Source organism: Streptomyces sp. NPDC047315 (assembly GCF_040643215.1).
GTDB lineage: Bacteria > Actinomycetota > Actinomycetes > Streptomycetales > Streptomycetaceae > Streptomyces.
Window position 1 is genome coordinate 9488 of sequence record NZ_JBEYTZ010000038.1, and the last position, 22897, is coordinate 32384.

The window sequence follows — 22897 nt, forward strand, 5'->3', positions numbered from 1 at the left end:
TCGATCTAACATGCGAATTCGACGTCCGCCGGCCGAGGGACAACTCCCGTACCAGCGGATCAACGCAGGGGTGCAGCCCTGATTGCGCACCCGCTGCCCGGTGTTCTCTTGAGCAGAGTTCAACGCTCGGTGAGCTCAATGACGCGGAGGTTCCAGTTCCGGTGGATACGTTTTCTGAATTGTTCGAGCGGAAGGTCGGTGCGGCTCCCCATTCCGTCGCGGTGGTGTGCGGCGACACCGAACTGACCTACCGGGAACTCGACGTGCAGGCGAATCGCCTCGCCCACGCGCTGATCGCCCGCGGGGTCGGCCCCGAAACCGTCGTCGGCGTCGCCCTGCGTCGCTCGGTGTCGTGGGCCGTGACCGTCCTGGCCGTGCTCAAGGCCGGCGCCGCCTACCTGCCGATGGACTCCGCCTACCCGGCGGAGCGGCTGGCGTACGTGGTCGACGACTCCGGCGCCCGCCTCGTCGTCGCCGATGCGGCAACCGCCGCCGAACTGCCGGTGCTGGACGTCGAGATCCTCCGCACGGACGACCCCGCGCTGAACGCGGATCTGGTGCGACGCCCCACCCGGGCGCCCACCGACGCCGACCGCACCGCCGCCCTGTCCGCGCTGAACACCGCGTACGTCATCTACACCTCCGGCTCCACCGGGCGCCCCAAGGGCGTGGCCGTCACCCACACCGGCTTCGCCCCGTTGCTCGCCGCCCAGGTCGACCGGCTGAAGGTCACGCTCGACAGCCGCGTCCTCCAGTTCGCCTCCCCGAGCTTCGACGCCTCGGTGTGGGAGCTGGTCATGGCGCTGCTGTCCGGCGCCGCGCTGGTCCTCGTCGACAAGGAGCGGATCGCCCCCGGCGCCCCGATCGCAGAAACGATCCAGCAGTACGGCGTCACGCATGTGACCCTGCCCCCGCCGGTCCTCAACGCGATCGCGCCCGGCGCCCTGGCCTCCGTCGAGACCCTGGTCGTCGCGGGTGACGCCACCACCGGTGAGCTCGCCGCACGCTGGGCTCCTGGCCGGCGCATGATCAACGCGTACGGGCCGACCGAGACCACCGTGTGCGCCACCACGAGCGCCCCGCTGCCCGGCGACGGTTCGCTGCCCGACATCGGGACCGCGGTCACCGACGCGCAGGTGCACGTCCTCGGCCCGGACCTGCGCCCGCTGCCCGCCGGCGAGATCGGCGAACTGTACGCCTGCGGACCGGCGCTGGCCCGCGGCTACCTGGGCCGCCCCGACCTGACCTGCACCCGCTTCGTGGCCTGCCCCTTCGGCGGCCCCGGCGAGCGGATGTACCGCACCGGCGACCTCGCCGAGCGGACGCCCGCCGGCGACCTCGTCTTCCACGGCAGGGTCGACACCCAGGTCAAGATCCGCGGCTTCCGCATCGAGCCGCTGGAGATCGAGGCCGCCCTCCAGACGCACCCCGGCGTCGCCCACGCAGCGGTCCTGCCCCATGAGGCGCCCGGCAGCGGTCGCGGCAGACAGCTCGTCGGCTACGTCGTCCCCGTCAAGGACGACGCACGCACCGGCCGCAGGCAGGACAGCGTCTACGGGGACATCGCCCTCTCCGCCGGGTTCGGCGTCGGCGAGCTGCGTGCGCACCTCGCCGAGCGGCTGCCGGACTACATGGTCCCCGCCACCTTCGTCACCCTCGACGAACTGCCGCTGACGCCCAACGGCAAACTCGACAAGAGCAAGCTGCCCGCGCCCGAGTTCCGCGGCGCCGCCTACCGCGCCCCGCGTGACGCCGCCGAGGAGGCGCTCGCCCGGACGTTCGCCGAAGTGCTGGGCCTGGACCGGGTCGGCATCGACGACGACTTCTTCGCCATCGGCGGCGACAGCATCCAGTCCATCCAGGTCGTCACCCGCGCCCGGCAACACGGGCTGGTCCTCAGCGCCCGGGAGGTCTTCGAGGGCCGCACCGTCGCCGCCCTCGCCCCCACGGCCGTCGCTGGCGCCGAAACCGGCGGCGGCGCCGTGCTCGAAGAGCTCGACGGAGGCGGCACCGGCTGGCTGCCGCTGCTGCCGGTGGCCCACTGGATCCGCTCCTGGGGACCCGGCTTCAACCGGTTCGCCCAGGCGATGGTCCTCGACCTGCCCGAACACCTGGACCGGGCGCAGCTCACCGCCACCCTCGCCGCCGTGATCGACCGCCACGACATGCTGCGCTGCCGCCTGGTGGACGAGCCCGAGAGCGGCCCGGGCACGGTGGTCGCCGCCCCCGGGACCGTACGCGTCGACGACCTGCTCACCCGCGTGGAGTGCGACGACGCCTGGGAGAGCGGGGCGTGGCGCACCGCCCTGCTCGACGAACTCGACCGCGCCACCGCCCGGCTCGACCCCGCCAACGGCGCGATCGCCCGGTTCGTCTGGTTCGACCGCAGCGACGGCCGGCCCGGCCGTCTGCTGGTGGTCCTGCACCACCTCGTCGTCGACGGCGTCTCCTGGCGCGTCCTCATGCCCGACCTCGCCGCCGCCTGGGAACAGGTGCGCCAGAGCCGCGTGCCGGAGCTGCCGCCCGTCGCCACGTCCGTACGGCGCTGGGCGCACGCGCTCGCCGAAGCGGCCCGCACGCCCGCCCGCACCGCCGAACTCCCTTTGTGGCGCTCCATCGTCGACAGCCCCGACCCACTGCTCGGCCGCCGCCGGTTGGACCCGGCGCTGGACACCGTCGCCACCCTCCACGAAACCCGCGTCGAACTCCCCGCCGACGTCACCGAGGCGCTACTCACCCAGGTGCCGGCCGTCTTCCGCGGCGGCGTCCAGGACGGCCTGCTCGCCGCCCTCGCGCTGGCCGTCACCCGCTGGCGCCGCGCCCGCGGCGTGGACGCGGCGTCCACGCTGGTCCGGCTCGAAGGGCACGGCCGGGAGGAGGACGCCGCCCCGGGCGCCGACCTGAGCCGTACGGTGGGCTGGTTCACCAGCGTCTTCCCCGTCCGCCTGGACCTCGCGGACCTCGACGTCGACGCGGCGTTCGCCGGCGGCGACGCCGCGGGCAGCGCCGTGAAGAGGGTCAAGGAGCACCTGCGTTCCCTGCCTGACAAGGGCATCGGATACGGGCTTTTGCGCCACCTCAACCCCGAGACGGCGAAGGTCCTCGACGGCCGCCCGATCGGTCAGATCGGCTTCAACTACCTCGGCCGCTTCTCCGCCGGCGCCGACGCGTCCGAGCAGCAGCGCCGGACCGGCTTCACCCGGGCCCGGGTCGCCGAACTCGACTCCCTGGACGCCGGCCAGGACGCACGGATGCCCGCACCCGCCGAACTCGACGTCAACGCCGCGGTCGCCGACACCGCCGCCGGCCCCCGCCTCACCGCCGTGTTCACCGCCCCCGCCGGCGTCCTCGACCCCGTCGAGGTCGGGGAGCTGGCGGCCCTGTGGCAGCAGGCGCTGACCGCCCTGGTCCGGCACGCCGCGAAGCCCGGCGCCGGCGGCCTGACCCCCAGCGACGTACCACTGGTCACGGTGAGTCAGAGCGACATCGACACCTGGGAGACGAAGTACGCCGGTCTCTCGGACATCTGGCCCGCCACCCCGCTCCAAGCCGGGCTGCTCTTCCACTCCCAGCTCAACGACTCCGCCTTCGACGCCTACCAGGTCCAGTATGCCCTGCACCTGGACGGCGAGGTCGACGCCGCACGCATGCGCACGGCCGGCCAGGCACTGCTGGAGCGCCACCCCAGCCTGCGGGCCGCGTTCGTGCCCGACGCCTCCGGCGACCTCGTCCAACTCGTCGTGGACGGAGCCCGCCTGCCCTGGGCCCACCTCGACCACCGGGCCCTGGATCCGGGCGCCCGCGCCGAAGCGTTCGAAGCGTTCCTCGCCGAGGACCTGCGGACCCACTTCGACGCCGCCGCCCCGCCGTTGCTGCGACTGACGCTGGTGACCATGGCGCCGGACCGCCACGAACTGGTGCTCACGGCCCACCACGTCCTGTTCGACGGCTGGTCCGTGCCCGTCCTGATGCAGGACCTGCTGCGGCTGTACGGCGCGCGCGGCGACGGGTCCGCCCTCGAACCCACCCGCACCTACCGGGACTTCGTCGCCTGGCTCGGCCGGCAGGACGCCGAGGCGTCGGCCCGGGTGTGGAGCCGTGAGGTCGACAGCGTCGACGCGCCCACACTGCTCGCGCCGCAGGCCGCCGCCGCGCACGGCCGCGCGGGCATCGCCCAGGTCGACGTCGACCTGACGGCACCCGAAGGACGGGAACTCGCCCGGCTCGCCGCGGATCTCGGCATCACGCTCAACACCGTGGTCCAGGGCGCCTGGGCCGTGCTCCTCAGCCACCTCACCGGCCGCCGGGACGTGGTCTTCGCCTCCACCGTCTCCGGCCGCCCGCCGGCCGTCGACGGCGTGGACGCGGTCGTCGGCATGTTCCTCAACACCCTGCCGGTGCGCGTGCAGGCCCGGCCGCAGGACACCTTCGCCGAACTGCTCACCGGCATCCAGCGCGGCCAGGCCGCCCTGATGGACCACCACCACCACGGGCTCACCGACATCTACCGGACCACCGGCCTCGACGCGCTGTTCGACACCATCATCGGCTTCGAGTCCTTCCCGCTGGACCGGGCCGGCATCGCCGACGCCAGCCGCGGCACCGGCATCACCGTCACCGGCATCCGCTCCTTCACCGCCAGCCACTATCCGGTGACCCTGCTGGTGTTCATCGAGGCCGACGGGGTGCGGATGTCCGTGCAGTACCAGAAGGACCTCCTCGACCGGGCCGCCGCCCAGGACCTGGCCACCCGCTACGGCCGGGTGCTGCGCCTACTGGCCGGGGACCCCGCCCGCCGGCTCGGCGCCGTCGACCTCCTCGACGCCACCGAACGGACCTCGCTCGCACCCCCCGCGCCCACCGGTCCCGCGCCCGCCGCACCCACCGTGCCCGAACTCTTCGAACGGCAGGTCGGGGCCGCCCCGGGCGCGATCGCGGTGACCGAGGGCGGCGGGGAGGAGGAGGTGCGCCTCACGTACGCCGAACTGGACGCGCGCGCCGGGCGCTTCGCCCAGGAGCTGGTCCGCCGCGGCGTCGCCCCCGACACCGTGGTCGCCGGGCCCGCCCCGTACACCGCGGACCATCTGACCGCGTTCCTCGGCGTCCTCAAGGCCGGCGGCACCTATCTGCCGGTGGAACCCGGCGCACCCGCCCGCCACCTGGCGGAGCTGTTCGCCGACGCGGACCCGGCCCTGGTGCTCACCGACCCGACCGCCGGCACCCCGTTGCCCGGCGACGGCCGGCCGCGCCTCGGACTCGTCGACGTCGGGGCGTCGGCCGGGTACCCGGCGACCGAGCCACCCGCGCTCCACCCGGACCACGCGGCCTGGCTCTCCCACGGACACGGCCAAGGCGCGGGCACGGCCCTCACGCACCGCACGGTCACCCGATCCCTCATCGCCCTGGGCGAACGGCTCGCCGCCCCGCCCGTCGTACGGGTCGGCCCGGGCCGCTTCGAGGACGCCGTCGTACGGCTCCTCACCGCGCTGTGCACCGGAGGCCGGGTCGAGTTCACCGACCGCGCCGAGACCACCGCCGCACCCGAGGAGCGCACCGGGGTCCTCCTGTCCACCACGCCCACCAAGGAATCGACCGAGCCCGCCGTCCGCTCCACCGAATCCGCCGTCCACCTCTACGCACCCGCCGGAACCTTCGTCGCCGGCGCGGCCCCCGCCGACGGCCCGGACCTGGGCACCTTGCTGCCCGGGACCGGCGCCCGACTGCTCGGCCCCGGCCTGCGGCCCGTGCCGCCCGGCGCCACCGGGGAGCTGTACCTGAGCGGCGACGCCGTCACCCGCGGCTGCCCCGGACACCCCGGTGCCACCGCCACCCGCTTCGTCGCCGACCCCTACGGCCCGCCGGGCAGCCGACTGCTGCGCACCGGGGACCTGGCCCGTCGGCGCCCCGACGGCACCCTCGTCCACGAGGGCCGCGCCGACGGCCTGGTGGCGCTCGCCGGCACCCGCGTCGACCCCCGGCGCATCGCCCGGGTCCTCACCGGGCACCGGGCGGTCAGCGGGGTCGAGGTCGTCCTGCGGGACGGCGACGGCGCCCGCACCCTGGTCGCCTACGCGCTCGCCACCGGCGACGACGCCCCCGACGCCGACGAACTCACCGGCTACGCGGCCGACCGGCTGCCCGCCGACCAGGTGCCCGCCGCGGTCGTCGTGCTCGACGCCTGGCCCCGCACCCCGGCCGGCACCCTCGACCGCGCGGCCCTGCCCGAGCCCGCCGCGGGCCGTCCCTACCGCGCCCCGCGGAACGAACAGGAGAAGCACCTCAGCGCCCTGTTCGCCGAGGTGCTGAACGTCGCCAGGGTCGGCATCGACGACGACTTCTTCGAACTGGGCGGCAACTCCCTGCTCGCCACCCGACTCACCAGCCGGATCCGCAAGTCCCTGGGCGTCTCCGTCTCCATCAGGGACATCTTCCAGCACCGCTGCATCGCCGAACTCTCGCGCACGGTGAAGAACGCGAACGCCGCCGACCGCCCCCGTCTGCGCAGGATGAACAGGAGTGCCTCGTAATGATCCCGTTGTCTTTCGCGCAGCGCCGACTGTGGTTCATCGACAAGTTCGAGGGCCCGTCCGCCACCTACAACGTGCCGTTCCTCGTCACCCTGGAGGGCCCCCTGGACGTGGCCGCCCTACGGGCCGCGATCCGGGACGTGGTGGACCGGCACGAGAGCCTTCGCACCCTCTTCGTCGAGGACGCCGACGGCGTGCCCGGCCAGCACGTGGTGCCCGTCGACCGGGTCGAGCTGGACGTCCCCCTCGTCGAGGTGGCCGCCGACGACCTGGACCGGGCCGTGGACGGCGCCGGCAAGCACGCCTTCGACCTGGCCGCCGAGATCCCCGTACGGGCCGTGCTGTTCCGCGCCGGCCCCGAGCACCACGTGCTGGTGCTGCTGATCCACCACATCGCCAGCGACGGCGAGTCCGTGGTGCCGCTCGCCCGCGACCTGGACACCGCCTACACCGCGCGCGTACGGGGCGAGGAGCCGCCCTTCGAGGAGCTGCCGGTCCAGTACGTCGACTACACGCTGTGGCAGCGCGAGGTCCTCGGCGCCGAGGACGACCCCGACAGCGTGCTGAACGCCCAGGTCGCGTACTGGCGCGAACAGCTCGCCGGCAGCCCCCAGCCCCTCCAACTGCCCACCGACCGGCCCCGGCCGCCGGCGGCCAGCCACCGCGGCGACATCGTGGAGTTCCCCGTCGAACCCCGACTCCTCGCCGCGGTGGAGGAGTTCGCCCTCGCCCGCGAGGTGTCCGTGCCGATGGTGATGCAGACCGCGCTCGCGGTGCTGCTCCAGCACCTGGGCGCGGGCGACGACATCCCCGTCGGCAACACCATCGCCGGCCGCACCGACGACGAACTCGCCGACCTGATCGGCTTCTTCGTCAACACCTGGGTGCTCCGCGTCGACCTCGCCGGCAGCCCCACCTTCGACCAGCTCCTCACCCAGGTCCAGGAGAAGGCCCTGGCCGCCTACGACCGCCAGGACGCCCCCTTCGAACGGCTCGTGGAAGAGCTCAACCCCGAGCGCTCCACCGCCCACCACTCCCTCTTCCAGACCATGTTCACCTGGGAGAACGAACGCTGGATCGACCTGGACCTGCCCGGCGGACTGAAGGCCCGGCTGGAGGTGCAGGCCACCTCGTCGGCCAAGTTCGACCTGGAGTTCAACTTCTTCGCCGACCCGACCAGGGCCGGGATGCTCGTCTACATCGAGTACGCCACCGACCTGTTCGACCACGCCACGGTCGAGGAGATCGCCGCCCGCTACGTACGCCTGGTGGAACAGGCGATCGCCGACCCCGGCCGTCCGGTGGGGCTCGCCGACGTCCTGCGCCCCGACGAGCGCGAACTGGTCCTGCACGCCTTCAACGACACCGCCGTGCCCACGCCCCGGGTGACCGTCCCCGGCCTGGTCGAGCAGCAGGCCGCCCGGACCCCCGACGCCGTCGCCGTGGTCTTCGGCGACCTGAAGCTGACCTACGGGGAGCTCGACGCCCGCGCCAACCGGGCCGCCCGCGAACTGATCCGGCGCGGCATCGGCCCGGAGACCGTGGTCGCGCTGGCCCTGCCGCGCTCCGCCGACCTGGTCGTAGCGCTCCTCGCGGTCCTCAAGGCGGGCGGCGCCTATCTGCCCATCGACCCCAAGTACCCCTCCACCCGGCTGGACTTCATCCTCGCCGACGCCCGCCCGACGCTGCTGCTCACCGACCGCGACACCCTCGCGGTGCTGCCGCGCACCGACGTGCCCACCCTCTTCGTCGACGACGTCGACGTCAGCGACGCCGTGCCCGGCGGGCCCATCGCCCAGGCGGAACGGTCCGTCCCGCTGCGGATCCACAACACCGCCTACGTGATGTACACCTCCGGCTCCACGGGCACCCCCAAGGGCGTCGCCGTCACGCACCACAACGTCGTCAACGGGGTGACCCGACTGGCCGACCTGGTGGGCGTGGACGACAACACCTGGCTGCTCGCGGGCACCTCGATCAACTTCGACGTGTCCGTGTTCGAACTGTTCACGGCGCTGTCCACCGGCGGCACCCTGGAGGTCGCCCGGGACGTCCTGGTCATCGGCGAGCGCGGCGGCTGGGACGGCGGCGTCATCTCCACCGTGCCTTCCGTCTTCTCCGAACTCCTCGACCAGGTCGGGGACAAGATCCGCGCCGAGTGCGTGGTGTTCGCCGGCGAGGCCCTGCCCGCCGCGCTCGTGCACCGCGTGCGGCGCACCATCCCCGGCATCCGGGTCGTCAACGCGTACGGCCAGACCGAGTCGTTCTACGCCACCCTCTTCTCGCTCCCCGCCGACCAGGAGTGGCAGGGCGCCACGAGCGCCCCCATCGGCTCCCCGATCGGCAACATGCGCACCTACGTGCTCGGCCCCGGACTGCGACCGGTGCCGCCCGGCGTGGTCGGCGAACTGCACGTCGCCGGCAACGTGGGCCGCGGCTACCACGGACGCACCGACCTGACCGCGGAACGGTTCGTCGCCGACCCCTACGGGCCGCCCGGCGCCCGCATGTACCGCACCGGGGACCTGGCGCGCTGGCTGCCCGGCGGCCAGTTGGAGTACGCCGGACGGGACGACGCCCAGGTCAAGATCCGCGGCTTCCGCATCGAGCCCAGCGAGATCGAAGCCGCGCTCACCGCCCACCCGGGCGTCGCCCAGGCCGCCGTGATCGTCGCCGAGAGCCGGGGGAGCAGACGGCTCGTCGGCTACGTCGTGCCCGACCAGGACGGCGCGGGCACCGCACACGGCGCCGGCAGCATCGACGGCCTCGGCGAGCAGACCGTGGACCTCACGCGCGGCCTGGAAGTCCAGGAACTGCGCCGGTTCACCGCCCGGCGGCTGCCCGAGTTCATGGTCCCGTCGGTGTTCGTGGTCGTCGACCGGCTGCCGCTGACGCCCAACGGAAAGCTGGATCGCCGGGCCCTGCCCGAGCCGGAGTTCAGCAGCGGCGAGTACCGCGCCCCGCGCGGCGCCGCGGAGGAGGCCCTGGCCGCGGTGTACGCCGAGGTGCTGGGCATGGAGAAGGTCGGCGTCGACGACGACTTCTTCGCCGTCGGCGGCGACTCCATCCGCTCCATCCAGGTCGTCACCCGCGCCCGGGCCCACGGCATCGAGATCACCCCGCGGCAGGTCTTCGAGTGCCGCACCGTCGCCGAACTCGCCGAGACCGTCGGCGCCCCGGGCGCCGCGGAACCCGTCCTGGAGGAACTGCCCGGCGGCGGCACGGGACCGATGCCGCTGCTGCCCGTCGCCCGCTGGATGACCGAACTCTCGGGCGACACCGACCGGTTCACCATGTCCCTCGTCCTCGACCTGCCGCCCGGCATCGACGAGCGCGGACTCCTGGCCACGCTCACCGCGGTCGTGGACCGGCACGACGTGCTGCGCTCCCGACTGGTCGCCGACGGCGGGGGAGCCCTGGACGTCACCGCGCCCGGCACCGTGGACGTCACCCCGCTGCTGCGCCGCGTCCCCTGCGACGGCGCCTGGGACGAGGAGTGGAAGGAGCGGGCGCGCACCGAGCTGAACGCGGCCACCACCCGACTCGCCCCCGGCGACGGGGTGATGGCGCAGTTCGTGTGGTTCGACCGCATCGACGGCCGGCCCGGCCGGCTGCTGTTCGTACTGCACCACCTGGCTGTCGACGGGGTTTCCTGGCGCATCCTCCTGCCCGACCTCGCCGCCGCCTGGGAGCAGGTGAAGTCCGGCGCCGCGCCCGCCCTGCCCGACGTCGGCACCTCCGTACGCCGCTGGGCCCACGCCCTCGTCGACGAGGCCCACGCGCCCGACCGCCTCGCGGAGCTGCCGTACTGGCGCTCCGTCGTCGAGCCCGCCGACCCGCCGCTGGGGTCCCGCCCGCTCGACCCGGAGCGCGACACCGTCGCCACCGCCGACCACCTCTGGCTCAACGTGCCGGTGCAGACCACCGAAGCCCTCCTCACCGCGCTGCCCACCGCCTTCCGCGGCGGCGTCCAGGACGGGCTCCTGACAGCTCTCGCGCTGGCCGTGCTCCGCTGGCGCGCAGGCCGGGGCGCCGCCGGCTCATCCGTGCTGGTCCGCCTGGAGGGCCACGGCCGGGAGCAGGACGTGGTGCCCGGCGCCGACCTGTCCCGTACCGTCGGCTGGTTCACCAGCATGTTCCCCGTCCGCCTCGATCTGCACGGCATCGACGTCGACGAGGCGTTCGACGGCGGGCCCGCGGCGGCGAGCGCGGTCAAGTCCGTCAAGGAACAACTGCTCGCCGTCCCGGACAAGGGCATCGGCTACGGACTGCTGCGCCACCTCAACCCCGAGACGGCGAAGGCCCTGGCACCGCGCCCCACCGGCCAGATCGGCTTCAACTACCTGGGCCGCTACTCGCCCACCGACATGCCCGAGCACCTGCGCGGCCTCGGCTTCACCCAGGCCGACGGCACCACCGACCTGGTCCCCGACCTCGACCCCGACCAGCAGGTCCTGACCGCCCTGGACGTGAACGCGCTCGTCGAGGACACCGAACACGGGCCGCAGCTGACCGCCAGGTTCGGCTACCCCACCGGGCTGCTGGGCGCCGACGACGTGGCGGAGATCGCCGAACTGTGGCGCACCGCCCTGCACGCCCTGGCCCGGCACGCCGCCCGGCCCGGCGCCGGCGGCCTCACCCCCTCCGACCTGCCGCTGGTCACGGCCGCGCAGTCGGACATCGAGTCGTGGGAGGAGCGCTACCCGGGCCTGGTCGACGTGTGGCCGCTGACCGCCACCCAGTCCGGGCTGCTGTTCCACACCATGCTCGCGGACGCGTCCTTCGACGCGTACCAGATGCAGATGGTGTGCCACCTGACGGGCCGGGTCGACGCGGGCCGGCTGCGCCTCGCCGGACAGGCGCTGCTCGACCGGCACCCGAACCTGCGCACCGCGTTCGTCCCCGGGGCCTCGGGCGACCCCGTCCAACTCGTCGTCGACGGCGTACGGCTGCCGTGGCGGGAACACGACCTGCGGCCCGCGCCGGAGCGGGAGCGCGAGGCGGAGCGCCGGCGGCTGGTCACCGAGGACCACGCCGCCCACTTCGACCCGCTCGCCCCACCGCTGCTGCGGATGACCCTGATCACCCTCGCCGACGACCGGGCCGACCTGGTCCTCACCGCCAACCACGTCCTGTTCGACGGCTGGTCGGTGCCGCTGCTGCTGACGGAGCTGCTGAGCCTGTACGGCTCGGCCGGCGACGCGTCGGCGCTGCCGCGGGTCCGCGGCTACCGCGACTTCCTCGCCTGGCTCGACCGCCAGGACCGCACCGAGGCCCACCGCGTCTGGAACGCCGAACTCGCCGGCGTCGACGAGCCCACCCTCGTCGCGCCCCAAGCCGCCGCCGATGCCGCGCCCGAGGGCATCGGGCAGGTGGACGTCCCGCTCGCCCCGGAGACCTCCCGCGAGCTGACCCGACGCGCCTCCGAACTCGGGATCACCCTGAACACCCTGGTCCAGGGCGCCTGGGCGGTCCTCGTCGGGGAGCTGACCGGCCGCCGCGACGTCGTCTTCGGCGCGACCGTTTCCGGCCGTCCGCCCCAGGTACCCGGCGTGGACTCGATCGTCGGCCTGTTCATCAACACCCTCCCGGTACGGGTGGACTGCGCCCCCGGCGACACCCTGGACCAGGTGCTCGGCGCACTCCAGACCCGGCAGGGCGCGCTCCTGGACCACCAGCACCACGGGCTGGCGGAGATCCAGCGCGCCACCGGTCTGCCCCGCCTCTTCGACACGCTCGTCGTCTTCGACTCCTACCCGGTCGACCGGGCCGGCCTCGCCGACGCCCACGACACGGCCGGGATCTCCCTCACCGGCATCAGCCCCACGAGCGGCACCCACTACCCGCTGACCCTGACCGCCACCGCCGACCCGCACCTGCGGGCGGTCATCGCCTACCAACACCACCTCTTCGACCGGAAGGCCGCCGAGAGCGTCGCCGCCCGCCTGGAGCGGGTGCTCGCGCAGCTCGCCGCCGACCCGCGCGTACCGGTGCGCCGGGTGGACGTCCTTGAGCCGGCCGAGCGCGCCATGGTGCTGCCCGCACCCCGCGGCACCGCCGGCGCCGAACTCACCGTTCCGGCGCTGCTCCAGCGGCAGGCCGCGCGCACCCCCGAGGCGCCCGCCGTCGTGCACGGGGACGCGGTCCTGACGTACGAACGGCTCCACGAGCGCTCGGACCGGCTGGCCCGCGCCCTGATCGCGCACGGCGCCGGGCCCGAGCAGTTGGTGGGCCTCGCCCTGCCGCGCTCGGCCGACCTGGTCGTGGCGATGCTCGGCGTCCTCAAGTCCGGTGCCGCGTACGTACCGCTGGACCCGGCCTACCCGAGCCGCCGGCTGGCCCACGTCCTGAGCCAGGCGGCCCCGCTGCTCGTCCTCACCGACGGCCCCACCGCGGCCCTGCTGCCCCCCGGCCCGGCCTCCGTCCTGCACCTGGACCGGATCGACCTGGAGGGCCGGGCCGCCGGACCGGTCATGGACGCGGAGCGCACCACGGCGCTGCACCCGCAGCACCCGGCGTACGTGATGTACACCTCCGGATCGACCGGTGTGCCCAAGGGCGTCACCGTCACCCATGCCGCGGTCGCTGCCGGCGTCGAGCAGTTGGCGCGGGCCGTCGGCGTCGAGCCGGGTGCGCGGATGCTCGCCGGCACCTCGATCAACTTCGACGTCTCCGTCTTCGAGCTCCTGACCGCGCTCGCCACCGGCGGCACCGCCGACGTCGTGCGCGACGCCCTGGTCCTGGGCGAACGCGAGGACCAGCGGGGCGGCGTCCTGTCGACCGTCCCCTCCGTCGTCGCCGAACTCGCCGAGGGCTTCGCCGACCGGATCGTGCCGGACACGGTGGTCTTCGCCGGTGAGGCGCTGCCCGCAGCCCTGGTGGACCGGGTCCGTACTGCTGCTCCGGCTGCCCGGGTGGTCAATGCGTACGGTCAGACGGAGTCGTTCTACGCGACTGCTTTCGTGCTCGCGCCCGGGCAGGAGTGGGACGGTCGGGGCAGCGTCCCGATCGGCACCCCCCTGGACGGCACCCGCGCCTACGTCCTCGGCCCCGGCCTCACCCCGCTCGCCCCCGGCGTGGTGGGTGAGTTGTACGTGGCCGGCGGTTTGGCGCGGGGCTACCGCGGGCGGTCGGGGTTGACGGCGGAGCGGTTCGTGGCCGATCCGTACGGCCCGGTCGGCTCCCGGATGTACCGCACGGGCGACCTGGCCCGCTGGAACGCCCACGGTCAACTGGAGTACGCCGGACGCGCCGATCAGCAGGTGAAGGTGCGGGGCTTCCGCATCGAACCGGGCGAGATCGAGGCCGTCCTCACCGCACACCCCTCGCTCGCCCGAGCCGCCGTCGTCGCCCGTGACGCCGACGGGCCGGGCGGTCCGCGCCTGGTGGCCTACGCCGTACCCGCCCCGGACGCCGACGGACGGCGGATCGACGCCACCGAGCTGCGGACCTTCCTGACCGCCGCCCTGCCCGAGTACATGGTCCCGTCCGCGATCGTCGTGCTCGAGCGGCTTCCGCTGGCGCCCAACGGGAAGCTCGACCGCGCGGCCCTGCCCGACCCGCAGCACTCCGGCGACGCGTACCGGGCGCCCCGCACCCGCCACGAGGCGGCGCTGTGCGCCCTGTTCGCCGAAGTCCTCGGCGTCGAACGGGTCGGCGTGGACGACGACTTCTTCGCACTCGGCGGCCACTCGCTGCTCGCCACCCGCCTCGTCGGCCGCATCCGCACCGACCTGGCGGCGGAGCTGCCGATCCGCGTGCTGTTCGACGCGCCCACGGTCGCCCGGCTCGCCGCCCGCCTCACCGACGCCGGTCGGACCCGGCCGCCGCTGCGCAGGACCGAGCCGCGCCCCGAGCGCGTACCGCTCTCCTTCGCGCAGCGCCGCCTGTGGTTCATCGAACGGTTCGAAGGGCCGTCGGCGACGTACAACACGCCCTTCCCGCTGCGGCTCACCGGTGACCTGGACGCGCACGCGCTGACGGCGGCGCTGCGCGACGTGGTGGCCCGGCACGAGAGCCTGCGCACCCTGATCGTCGAGGACGCCGAGGGCGTCCCCACCCAACTGGTGCTCCCCGTCGAACGGGTGCACCTGGACGTCCCGGTGGTCGACGTGGCCCCCGAGGACCTGGAGGACGCCAAGGCCGAAGCCGCGACGTACGCCTTCGACCTGGCCGGCGAGATCCCGCTGCGGGCCACCCTGCTCAGGGTCGGCGCGCGCGAACACGTGCTCTTCCTGCTGCTGCACCACATCGCCAGCGACGGCGTCTCGCTCACCCCGCTCGCCGCCGACCTGGACGCCGCGTACACCGCCCGCGCCGCCGGCCGGGCGCCCGACCTCGCCGAACTCCCCGTCCAGTACGTCGACTACACGCTGTGGCAACGCGAACTCCTCGGCGCCGACGACGACCCGGACAGCCTCCAGTCCGCGCAGGTCGCGTACTGGCGCGACGAGCTGGCCGGGGTGCCGCAGCCGATCCGGCTGCCCACCGACCGACCCCGGCCGCCGGCGGCCAGCCACCGCGGCGCCACCGTCGAGTTCCGGCTGGACGGCGCCGTCGCTGACGCGGTCGAGACCTTCGCCCGCGAGCAGGGCGCCACCGTCTCGATGGTGCTCCAGTCGGCGCTCGCGGTGCTGCTGCACGGCCTGGGCGCCGGCGACGACGTGACCATCGGCGCCCCGATCGCCGGCCGCACCGAGGACGACCTCGACGGGCTGATCGGCTTCTTCGTCAACACCTGGGTGCTGCGCGCCGAGCTCGGCGGCGCCCGCACCTTCACCGAACTGCTCGCCCAGGTCCGCGACAAGTCCCTGGCCGCCTACGACCACCAGGACGTGCCCTTCGAGCGGCTGGTGGAGGCCGTCAACCCCGAGCGCTCCACCGCCTACTCGCCGCTGTTCCAGGTGATGTTCGCCTGGCAGAACTTCAGCCGGCAGGGCTTCTCCCTGCCCGGTCTGGACGTGGCCTTCGAGCCGTTCCGCAACGGCTCCGCGAAGTTCGACCTCTTCTTCAACATGGCCGACCTGCCCGGACTCGGCGTGGTGGGCCAGCTGGAGTACGCCACCGACCTGTACGACCACGCCACCGTCGAAGCCCTCGCCGAGCGGTTCACCACCCTGGTCGCCCGGCTCGTCGCGGAGCCAACCCGGCCCGTGGCGGCGGTCGAGCTGGTGGACGCGGCCGAGCGCGAGCGCGTGCTGCACGGCTTCAACCCTTCCGCCGTCCCGCAGGAGCCGGGGCTGACGCTGCCCGAACTCTTCGCACGGCAGGTGGCGGCCACCCCGGACGCCGTCGCCGTCATCGGAACCGGCACCGGGGACGGGCTGACGTACCGCGGGCTCGACGAGCGCGCCGCCCGGCTCGCCCGGGAGCTCGCCGCGCGGGGCGTGGGCCCGGAGGAGGTGGTGGCGCTGTCGCTGCCGCGCTCCCCGGAACTGGTCGTCGCCCTGTTGGCGGTGCTCAAGGCGGGCGGCGCCTATCTGCCGCTCGACCCGCGCTACCCGAGCACCCGGCTGGACTTCATCCTGGGCGACGCCCGCCCGGTGCTGCTGGTGACCGACACGGCGACCGCGCCGTCCCTGCCCGACACCGGCGTCGCGAGACTGCTGGTCGACCAGGTCGACCAGAGCGCGGCCGACGGCCTGCCTGCCCCGCACCCCGCCCCCGCCGCACTGAACGCGGCGTACGTGATGTACACCTCCGGCTCCACGGGCGTGCCCAAGGGCGTCACGGTCACCCACGCCGCCGTCGCGGCCGGCGTCACCCAACTGGCGCGGACCGTCGGTGCCGGGCCCGGCACCCGGATCCTCGCCGGCACCTCGATCAACTTCGACGTCTCCGTCTTCGAACTCTTCACCGCGCTCTCCACGGGCGGCAGCGTCGAGATCGCCCGGGACGTCCTGGTCATCGGTGAGCGCGGCGGCATCGACGGCGGACTCGTCTCCACCGTCCCGTCCGTCTTCGCCGAACTGCTGGAGCAGACCGACGGCGACGTCCGGCCCGACGCCGTCGTCTTCGCCGGCGAGGCCCTGCCCGCGGCCCTTGTCCGCCGGGTCCGTGCCGCGTTGCCGGGCGCGCGGGTGGTCAACGCGTACGGCCAGACCGAGTCCTTCTACGCGACTGCCTTCGTGCTCGATGCGGAACAGGAGCTCGCCGCCGGGGGCAGCGCTCCGATCGGCTCCCCGCTGGAGGGCACGCGCGCCTACGTCCTCGGCGCCGGGCTGCAGCCCGTGCCGGTCGGTGTGGTGGGTGAGCTGTACGTGGCGGGTGGCCTGGCGCGCGGGTACCAGGGGCGTGCGGTGCTGACGGCGGAGCGGTTCGTCGCCGATCCGTACGGTCCTTCCGGGGCTCGGATGTACCGCACGGGTGACCTGGCCCGTTGGAACGCCCAGGGGTTGTTGGAGTACATGGGTCGGGCGGACGCGCAGGTGAAGGTGCGGGGCTTTCGCATCGAGCCCGGTGAGATCGAGGCCGTGCTCACCGCGCACCCCGGCGTCACCCAAGCAGCCGTCGTCACCCGCCCGGGCCGCGCCGGCACGGGGCAGCAACTCGTCGGCTACGTCGTGCCGCACGTCGCCGAGGACGTCGACCTCGACCTGACGGCCGGTGTTTCCCCGGAGCAGCTCCGCACCTTTGCCGCCCGCCGGCTGCCGGAGTTCATGGTCCCGTCGGTGTTCGTGGTCCTCGACCAACTGCCGCTGGCGCCCAACGGCAAGCTGGACCGGGCCGCCCTGCCCGACCCCGAGTACGTCGGCGGCACCTACCGCGCCCCGCGCACCGAGACGGAACAGGCCCTGGCCGACGTCTACGCAGAGGTGTTGGGCGTGGAGCGCATCGGCGTCGAAGACGACTTCTTCGCCGCCGGCGGCGACTCCATCCGCTCCATCCAGGTGGTCTCCAAGGCCAAGGCCCGCGACGTGGAGATCACCCCGCGGCAGGTCTTCGAGTGCCGTACCGTCGCCGAGTTGGCCGCCGTGGCCGCCGAGAACGCCCGGGCGACCGCAGTGGTCCTGGCGGAACTGGCGGGCGGCGGCGTGGGCCGGATGCCGCTGCCGCCGATCGCCCGGTGGATGACCGGGCTGCGCGCCGGCACCGACCGGTTCGCCATGTCCACCCTCCTCGACCTTCCCCACGGCGTCGACGAGGCCCGACTCAGGGCCACCCTCACCGCGGTCGTCGACCGGCACGACGTACTGCGTTCCCGGCTGCTCACCGACGGGGACGGCGCCCTGGAGGTCACCGCCCCCGGCACCGTCGACGTCGCCCCGCTACTGCGCCGCATCGTCTGCGAAGGCGGCTGGGACGAGGAGTGGGAGCGCCGGGCCGGTGCCGAGCTGAACGCGGCCACGACCAGACTCGCCCCGACCGAGGGGGTGATGGCGCAGTTCGTGTGGTTCGACCGCACCGATGGGCGGGCCGGCCGCCTGCTGGTCGTCCTGCACCACCTGGCCGTCGACGGCGTCTCCTGGCGCATCCTCGTTCCCGACCTGGCCGAAGCGTGGGAGCAGGTGACGGCCGGCGCCGCGCCCGCCCTGCCCGAGGTCGGCACCTCCGTACGCCGCTGGGCCCACGCCCTGGTGGAGGAGGCCCACGCACCCGGCCGGCTCGACGAGCTCCCGCTGTGGCGCGCCGTCCTCAAGGGACCCGACCCGGAGCTCGGGTCCCGCTCGTTCGACCCCGCCGTGGACACCATGGCCACCGTGGACAGCGTGTCGCTCACCGTGCCCGGCGAGATCACCGAGCCCCTGCTGACCACCCTTCCGGCCGCCTTCCACGGCGGCGTCAACGACGGCCTGCTCGCCGGCCTCGCCCTGGCGCTCGCCCGCTGGCGCGAGCGGCGCGGCGTCGACGAGACGTCGGCGCTGATCCGGCTGGAGGGCCACGGCCGCGAGGAACAGGCCGTCCCCGGCGCCGACCTGTCCCGTACCGTCGGCTGGCTCACCAGCATGTTCCCCGTCCGCCTCGACGTCGAGGGCATCGACGTCGACGAGGCGCTCACCGGCGGGCCCGCGGCCGGGCGTGCGATCAAGGCGGTCAAGGAACAACTGCTCGCCGTCCCCGACAAGGGCATCGGATACGGACTCCTGCGCCACCTCAACACCGAGACAGCCGAAGCCCTTTCGGGCCGCTCCGCCGGCCAGATCGCCTTCAACTACCTGGGGCGCTTCAGCACCGGCGGGCAGCCGGGCGCCACCGAAACCGGGTGGACCGTATCCGCCGACACCGGCCGGCTCGTCGCCGACTTCGACCCGGACATGCCCGCCCTGGCCACCGTCGAGATCACCGCGTACGTCACCGACACCGCCCACGGGCCCGAACTGCACGCGAAGTTGAGCTTCCCGACCGGGATCCTCACCGCCGACGAGGCGCGCGAGCTGGCCGACCTGTGGACCGCCGCCCTCACGGGGCTGGCCCGGCACGCCGGGCAGGACGGCGCGGGCGGCCTGACCCCCTCCGACGTACCGCTGGTGCAGGTGACCCAGCACGACCTGGAGACCTGGGAGCAGCGACACCCGGGCCTGGTCGACGTGTGGCCGCTGACCGCGATGCAGTCCGGCCTGCTGTACCACTCCCGGCTGGCGGACGCGTCCTACGACGCGTACCACATGCAACTGGCGATCCACCTGTCCGGCGGGGTCGCCCCGGGCCGGCTGCGCACCGCGGGACAGGCCCTGCTCGACCGGCACGCCAACCTGCGGGCCGCGTTCGTCACCGACGCCGCGGGCGAACCGGTGCAACTCGTCCTCGACCACGTCGACCTGCCCTTCCACCACGTCGACCTGAGCGGCCTCGGCGCGGCGGAGCGCGAGGAGGCGTTCGAAGCGCTGCTCGACGCCGACCACGCGGCCCACTTCGACCCGGCGAAGCCGCCGCTGCTGCGGATGACCCTGGTCACGACCGGCCCGCAGGATGCGGAACTCGTCCTCACCGCCAACCACGTCCTGTACGACGGCTGGTCGCTGCCGCTGCTGCTGCAGGACCTGCTCGTCCTGTACGGCTCCGACGGCGCTTCGGCCGCGCTGCCGCGGGTGCGCCCCTACCGGGACTTCCTCCGCTGGCTCGACGGGCAGGACCGTGCCAAGTGCGCACGCGCCTGGGACAGGGAGCTCGCCGGCGTCGACGGGCCGACGCTGCTCGCGCCCGACGCCGAAGTCGCCCAGGAGGGCCTCGGCATCGTCGAGGTCGACCTGCCGGTGGCGACGGCCCGGCTCCTCGCGCGCCGCGCCTCCGCGTTGGGCATCACCGTCAACACGCTCGTCCAAGGCGCCTGGGGCATCGTCCTCGGCCGGCTCACCGGGCGGCAGGACGTGGTGTTCGGCGCGACGGTCTCCGGCCGCCCGCCCGCGGTGCCCGGCGTCGACGCGATGGTCGGCCTGTTCATCAACACCCTGCCCGTACGGGTCGAGGCCGCGCCCGGTGCCACGCTCGCCGAACTGCTCACCGCGCTGCAGGACCGACAGGCCGCCCTGCTCGACCACCACCATCACGGCCTCGGCGAGATCCAGCGCGCCAGCGGCCTGAGCACCCTTTTCGACACCCTGGTGGTCTTCGAGTCGTATCCGGTGGACCGCGACGGCATGAGCGACGCCGGCGGCGCCGCGGGCATCACTGCCACCGGCATCCGCGCCCGCTCCGGCACCCACTACCCGCTGGCCGTCGCCGCGGACATCGATCCGCACCTGCGGGTGGGCCTCCAGTACCAGCAGAGCCTGTACTCCGACGACGACGCGGGGCGGATCGCCGCCCGACTCGGCCGGGTCCTCACCGAGATCGCCGAGGACCCGGACACACCGGTCGCCAGCGTCGACGTCCTGGAGCCGGCGGAGCGCGAACTGGTCCTCGACCGGTTCAACGACACGGCGCAGCCCACGCCCGAGCTGACCCTCGTCGGGCTCTTCGAACAGCAGGCGGAGCGCACCCCCGGCGCGGTTGCCGTCGAGGACGGCACCGTCTCGCGCACCTACCGCGACCTGGACGCCCGCGCCAACCAGCTCGCCCGCGAGCTGATCGAGCGCGGGGTCGGCCCCGAGACGGTGGTGGCGCTGTCGCTGCCGCGCTCGGCCGAGCTGGTCGTCGCCCTGCTGGCGGTGTTGAAGGCGGGCGGCGGCTATCTGCCGCTCGACCCGCGCTATCCGAGCGCCCGCCTGGCGCACATCCTGACCGACGCCCGTCCGGCGCTCCTGCTGACCGACGGGAGCGCCGTCGACGTCCTCCCGCGGACGCGGGTGCCCCGGCTGCTCATCGAGGACGTCGACCTCGCCCCCGGCAGACGGAACGTCAAGATCCGGGACCGGCAGCGAATCGCGCCGCTACGGCGCGACAACGTGGCGTACGTGATGTACACCTCCGGCTCGACGGGCTTCCCCAAGGGCGTCGCGGTCACCCACGCGGGCGTCGTCAACGGCGTCACCCGACTCGCCGAGCGCGTTGGCTCCCGACGCGGCGGTCGCACCCTGGCCGGCACGTCGATCAACTTCGACGTGTCCGTGTTCGAGATATTCACCACGCTGACCACCGGCGGCACCGTCGAGATCGCCCGCGACGCGCTGGCCCTCGGCGAGCGCGGCGGGCCGGCCCTGTCGGTCGTGTCCACCGTGCCCTCCGTCCTCGCCGAAGTCCTCGACCGGAGCACGGTGGAACTCGCTGCGGACACCGTGGTGCTCGCCGGCGAGGCGCTGCCGGCCACCCTGGTCGAGCGGGTGCGCGAGACGGTCCCCGGGGCGCGGGTGGTGAACGCCTACGGACAGACCGAGTCGTTCTACGCCACCGCCTTCGCGTTGGCGCCGGACGAGGAGTCCACCGCAGTGGGCAACGCCCCGATCGGTGCCCCGCTGGGCAACATGCGCACCTACGTGCTCGGCCCCGGCCTCGAACCGGTCCCGGTGGGTGTCGCCGGCGAACTGTACGTCGCGGGCGGCATCGGCCGCGGCTACCACCGCCGGGCCGCCCTGACCGCCGAACGGTTCGTGGCCGACCCGTACGCCGTCGAGCCCGGCGCCCGGATGTACCGCACCGGCGACCTCGCCCGCTGGCGGGCCGACGGGCAGTTGGTGTACGTCGGCCGGGGCGACTCCCAGGTGAAGGTCCGCGGGTTCCGCGTCGAGCCCGCGGAGGTGGCGGCGGCCCTCGCCGAGCACCCCGAAGTGGCCCACGCCGCCGTCGACGTCCGTGATTTCGCGGGGGACCGGCGTCTGGTCGGCTACTTCGTGCCCGAGGACGGAGCCGCCGTCGACACCGCGGTTCTGCGGGAGTTCGTCGCCGAACGCCTGCCGGACTTCATGGTCCCGTCCGCGTTCGTGGTCCTCGACCGACTGCCGCTGGCGCCCAACGGCAAGCTGGACCGCACGGCGCTGCCTGATCCGGAGTTCACCACGGCCGGGCACCGGGCCCCGCGGACCCCCCAGGAAGAAGTGCTCGTCGGACTGTTCGCCGAGGTCCTCGGCGTCGAACGGGTCGGCATCGACGACGACTTCTTCGCCCTCGGCGGCCACTCGCTGCTCGCCGCACGCCTGGTGAGCCGGGTCAGGAGCGTCCTCGGCGCCGAGGTGCCGATACGGGTGATGCTCGACGCGCCGACCGTCGCGAAGCTCGCCGGCCACCTCACCTCCGGGGCCGAGTCCACCGGGCTCGCGGACCCCTTCGGCGTCGTCCTCGCCCTGAAGTCCTGCGGCACCCGGGCGCCCGTGTGGTTCGTCCATCCGGGCATCGGCCTGTCCTGGGTCTATCTGGCCTTCGCCCAACACCTCGGCGACCGGCCCGTCTACGCCGTCCAGGCCCGCGGCTTCGACGGGTCGCCGCTGCCCGGATCCGTCGACGAGATGGTCGACGACTACGTGCAGCAGATCCTCTCGATCCAGCCGGACGGCCCCTTCCGACTCGTCGGCCTCTCCCTCGGCGGCACCCTCGCGCAGGCCGTCGCCGCGCGCCTGGAGGGCCGGGGACACCGGGTGGCGCTCCTCGCGCTCCTCGACTGCGTACCGGCCGACTGGTTCGCCCGGCACCAGCACGACGTGGACGCCCACGAAGTGCGGGACTTCTTCGAGCACCACCTGCCGGCCGGCGCGGGCACCGACGGGGACGGCGCACACGCCTCCTTCGTGGACCGGGCGTCCGCGATCATGGCCGAGCACGTGACGATGATGCGGGACTTCACCCAGCCGGTCTTCCACGGCGACGCGCTCTTCTTCAACGCGACGCTCAACCCCGACGACTCGTACGCGGCCCTGTGGCGGTCGCACGTCCGCGGCGCGATCGAGGAACACGACGTGCGCACCACCCACCTGGGGATGTACCGGCCCGGCCCCGCGGCCGACATCTGCACGACCATCAACCGCCACCTCGGCGAGGACTGAACCCGCCGCGAGGATCTG

At 73.9% G+C, this 22897-nt stretch carries 2 protein-coding genes; both read left to right on the forward strand.

Going from position 1 to position 22897, the window contains the following annotated elements; genetic code table 11:
- The first annotated feature begins 179 nt into the window (after positions 1–179).
- Positions 180–6527, forward strand: a complete 6348-nt coding sequence (locus ABZ842_RS32670; protein ID WP_361545144.1) for an amino acid adenylation domain-containing protein — start codon at positions 180–182, stop codon at positions 6525–6527.
- Complete coding sequence (locus ABZ842_RS32675; protein WP_361545147.1) at positions 6527–22879, forward strand: amino acid adenylation domain-containing protein; 16353 nt, start codon at positions 6527–6529, stop codon at positions 22877–22879. Before ABZ842_RS32670 ends, ABZ842_RS32675 begins: the two co-directional genes overlap by 1 nt.
- Positions 22880–22897 lie beyond the last annotated feature (18 nt).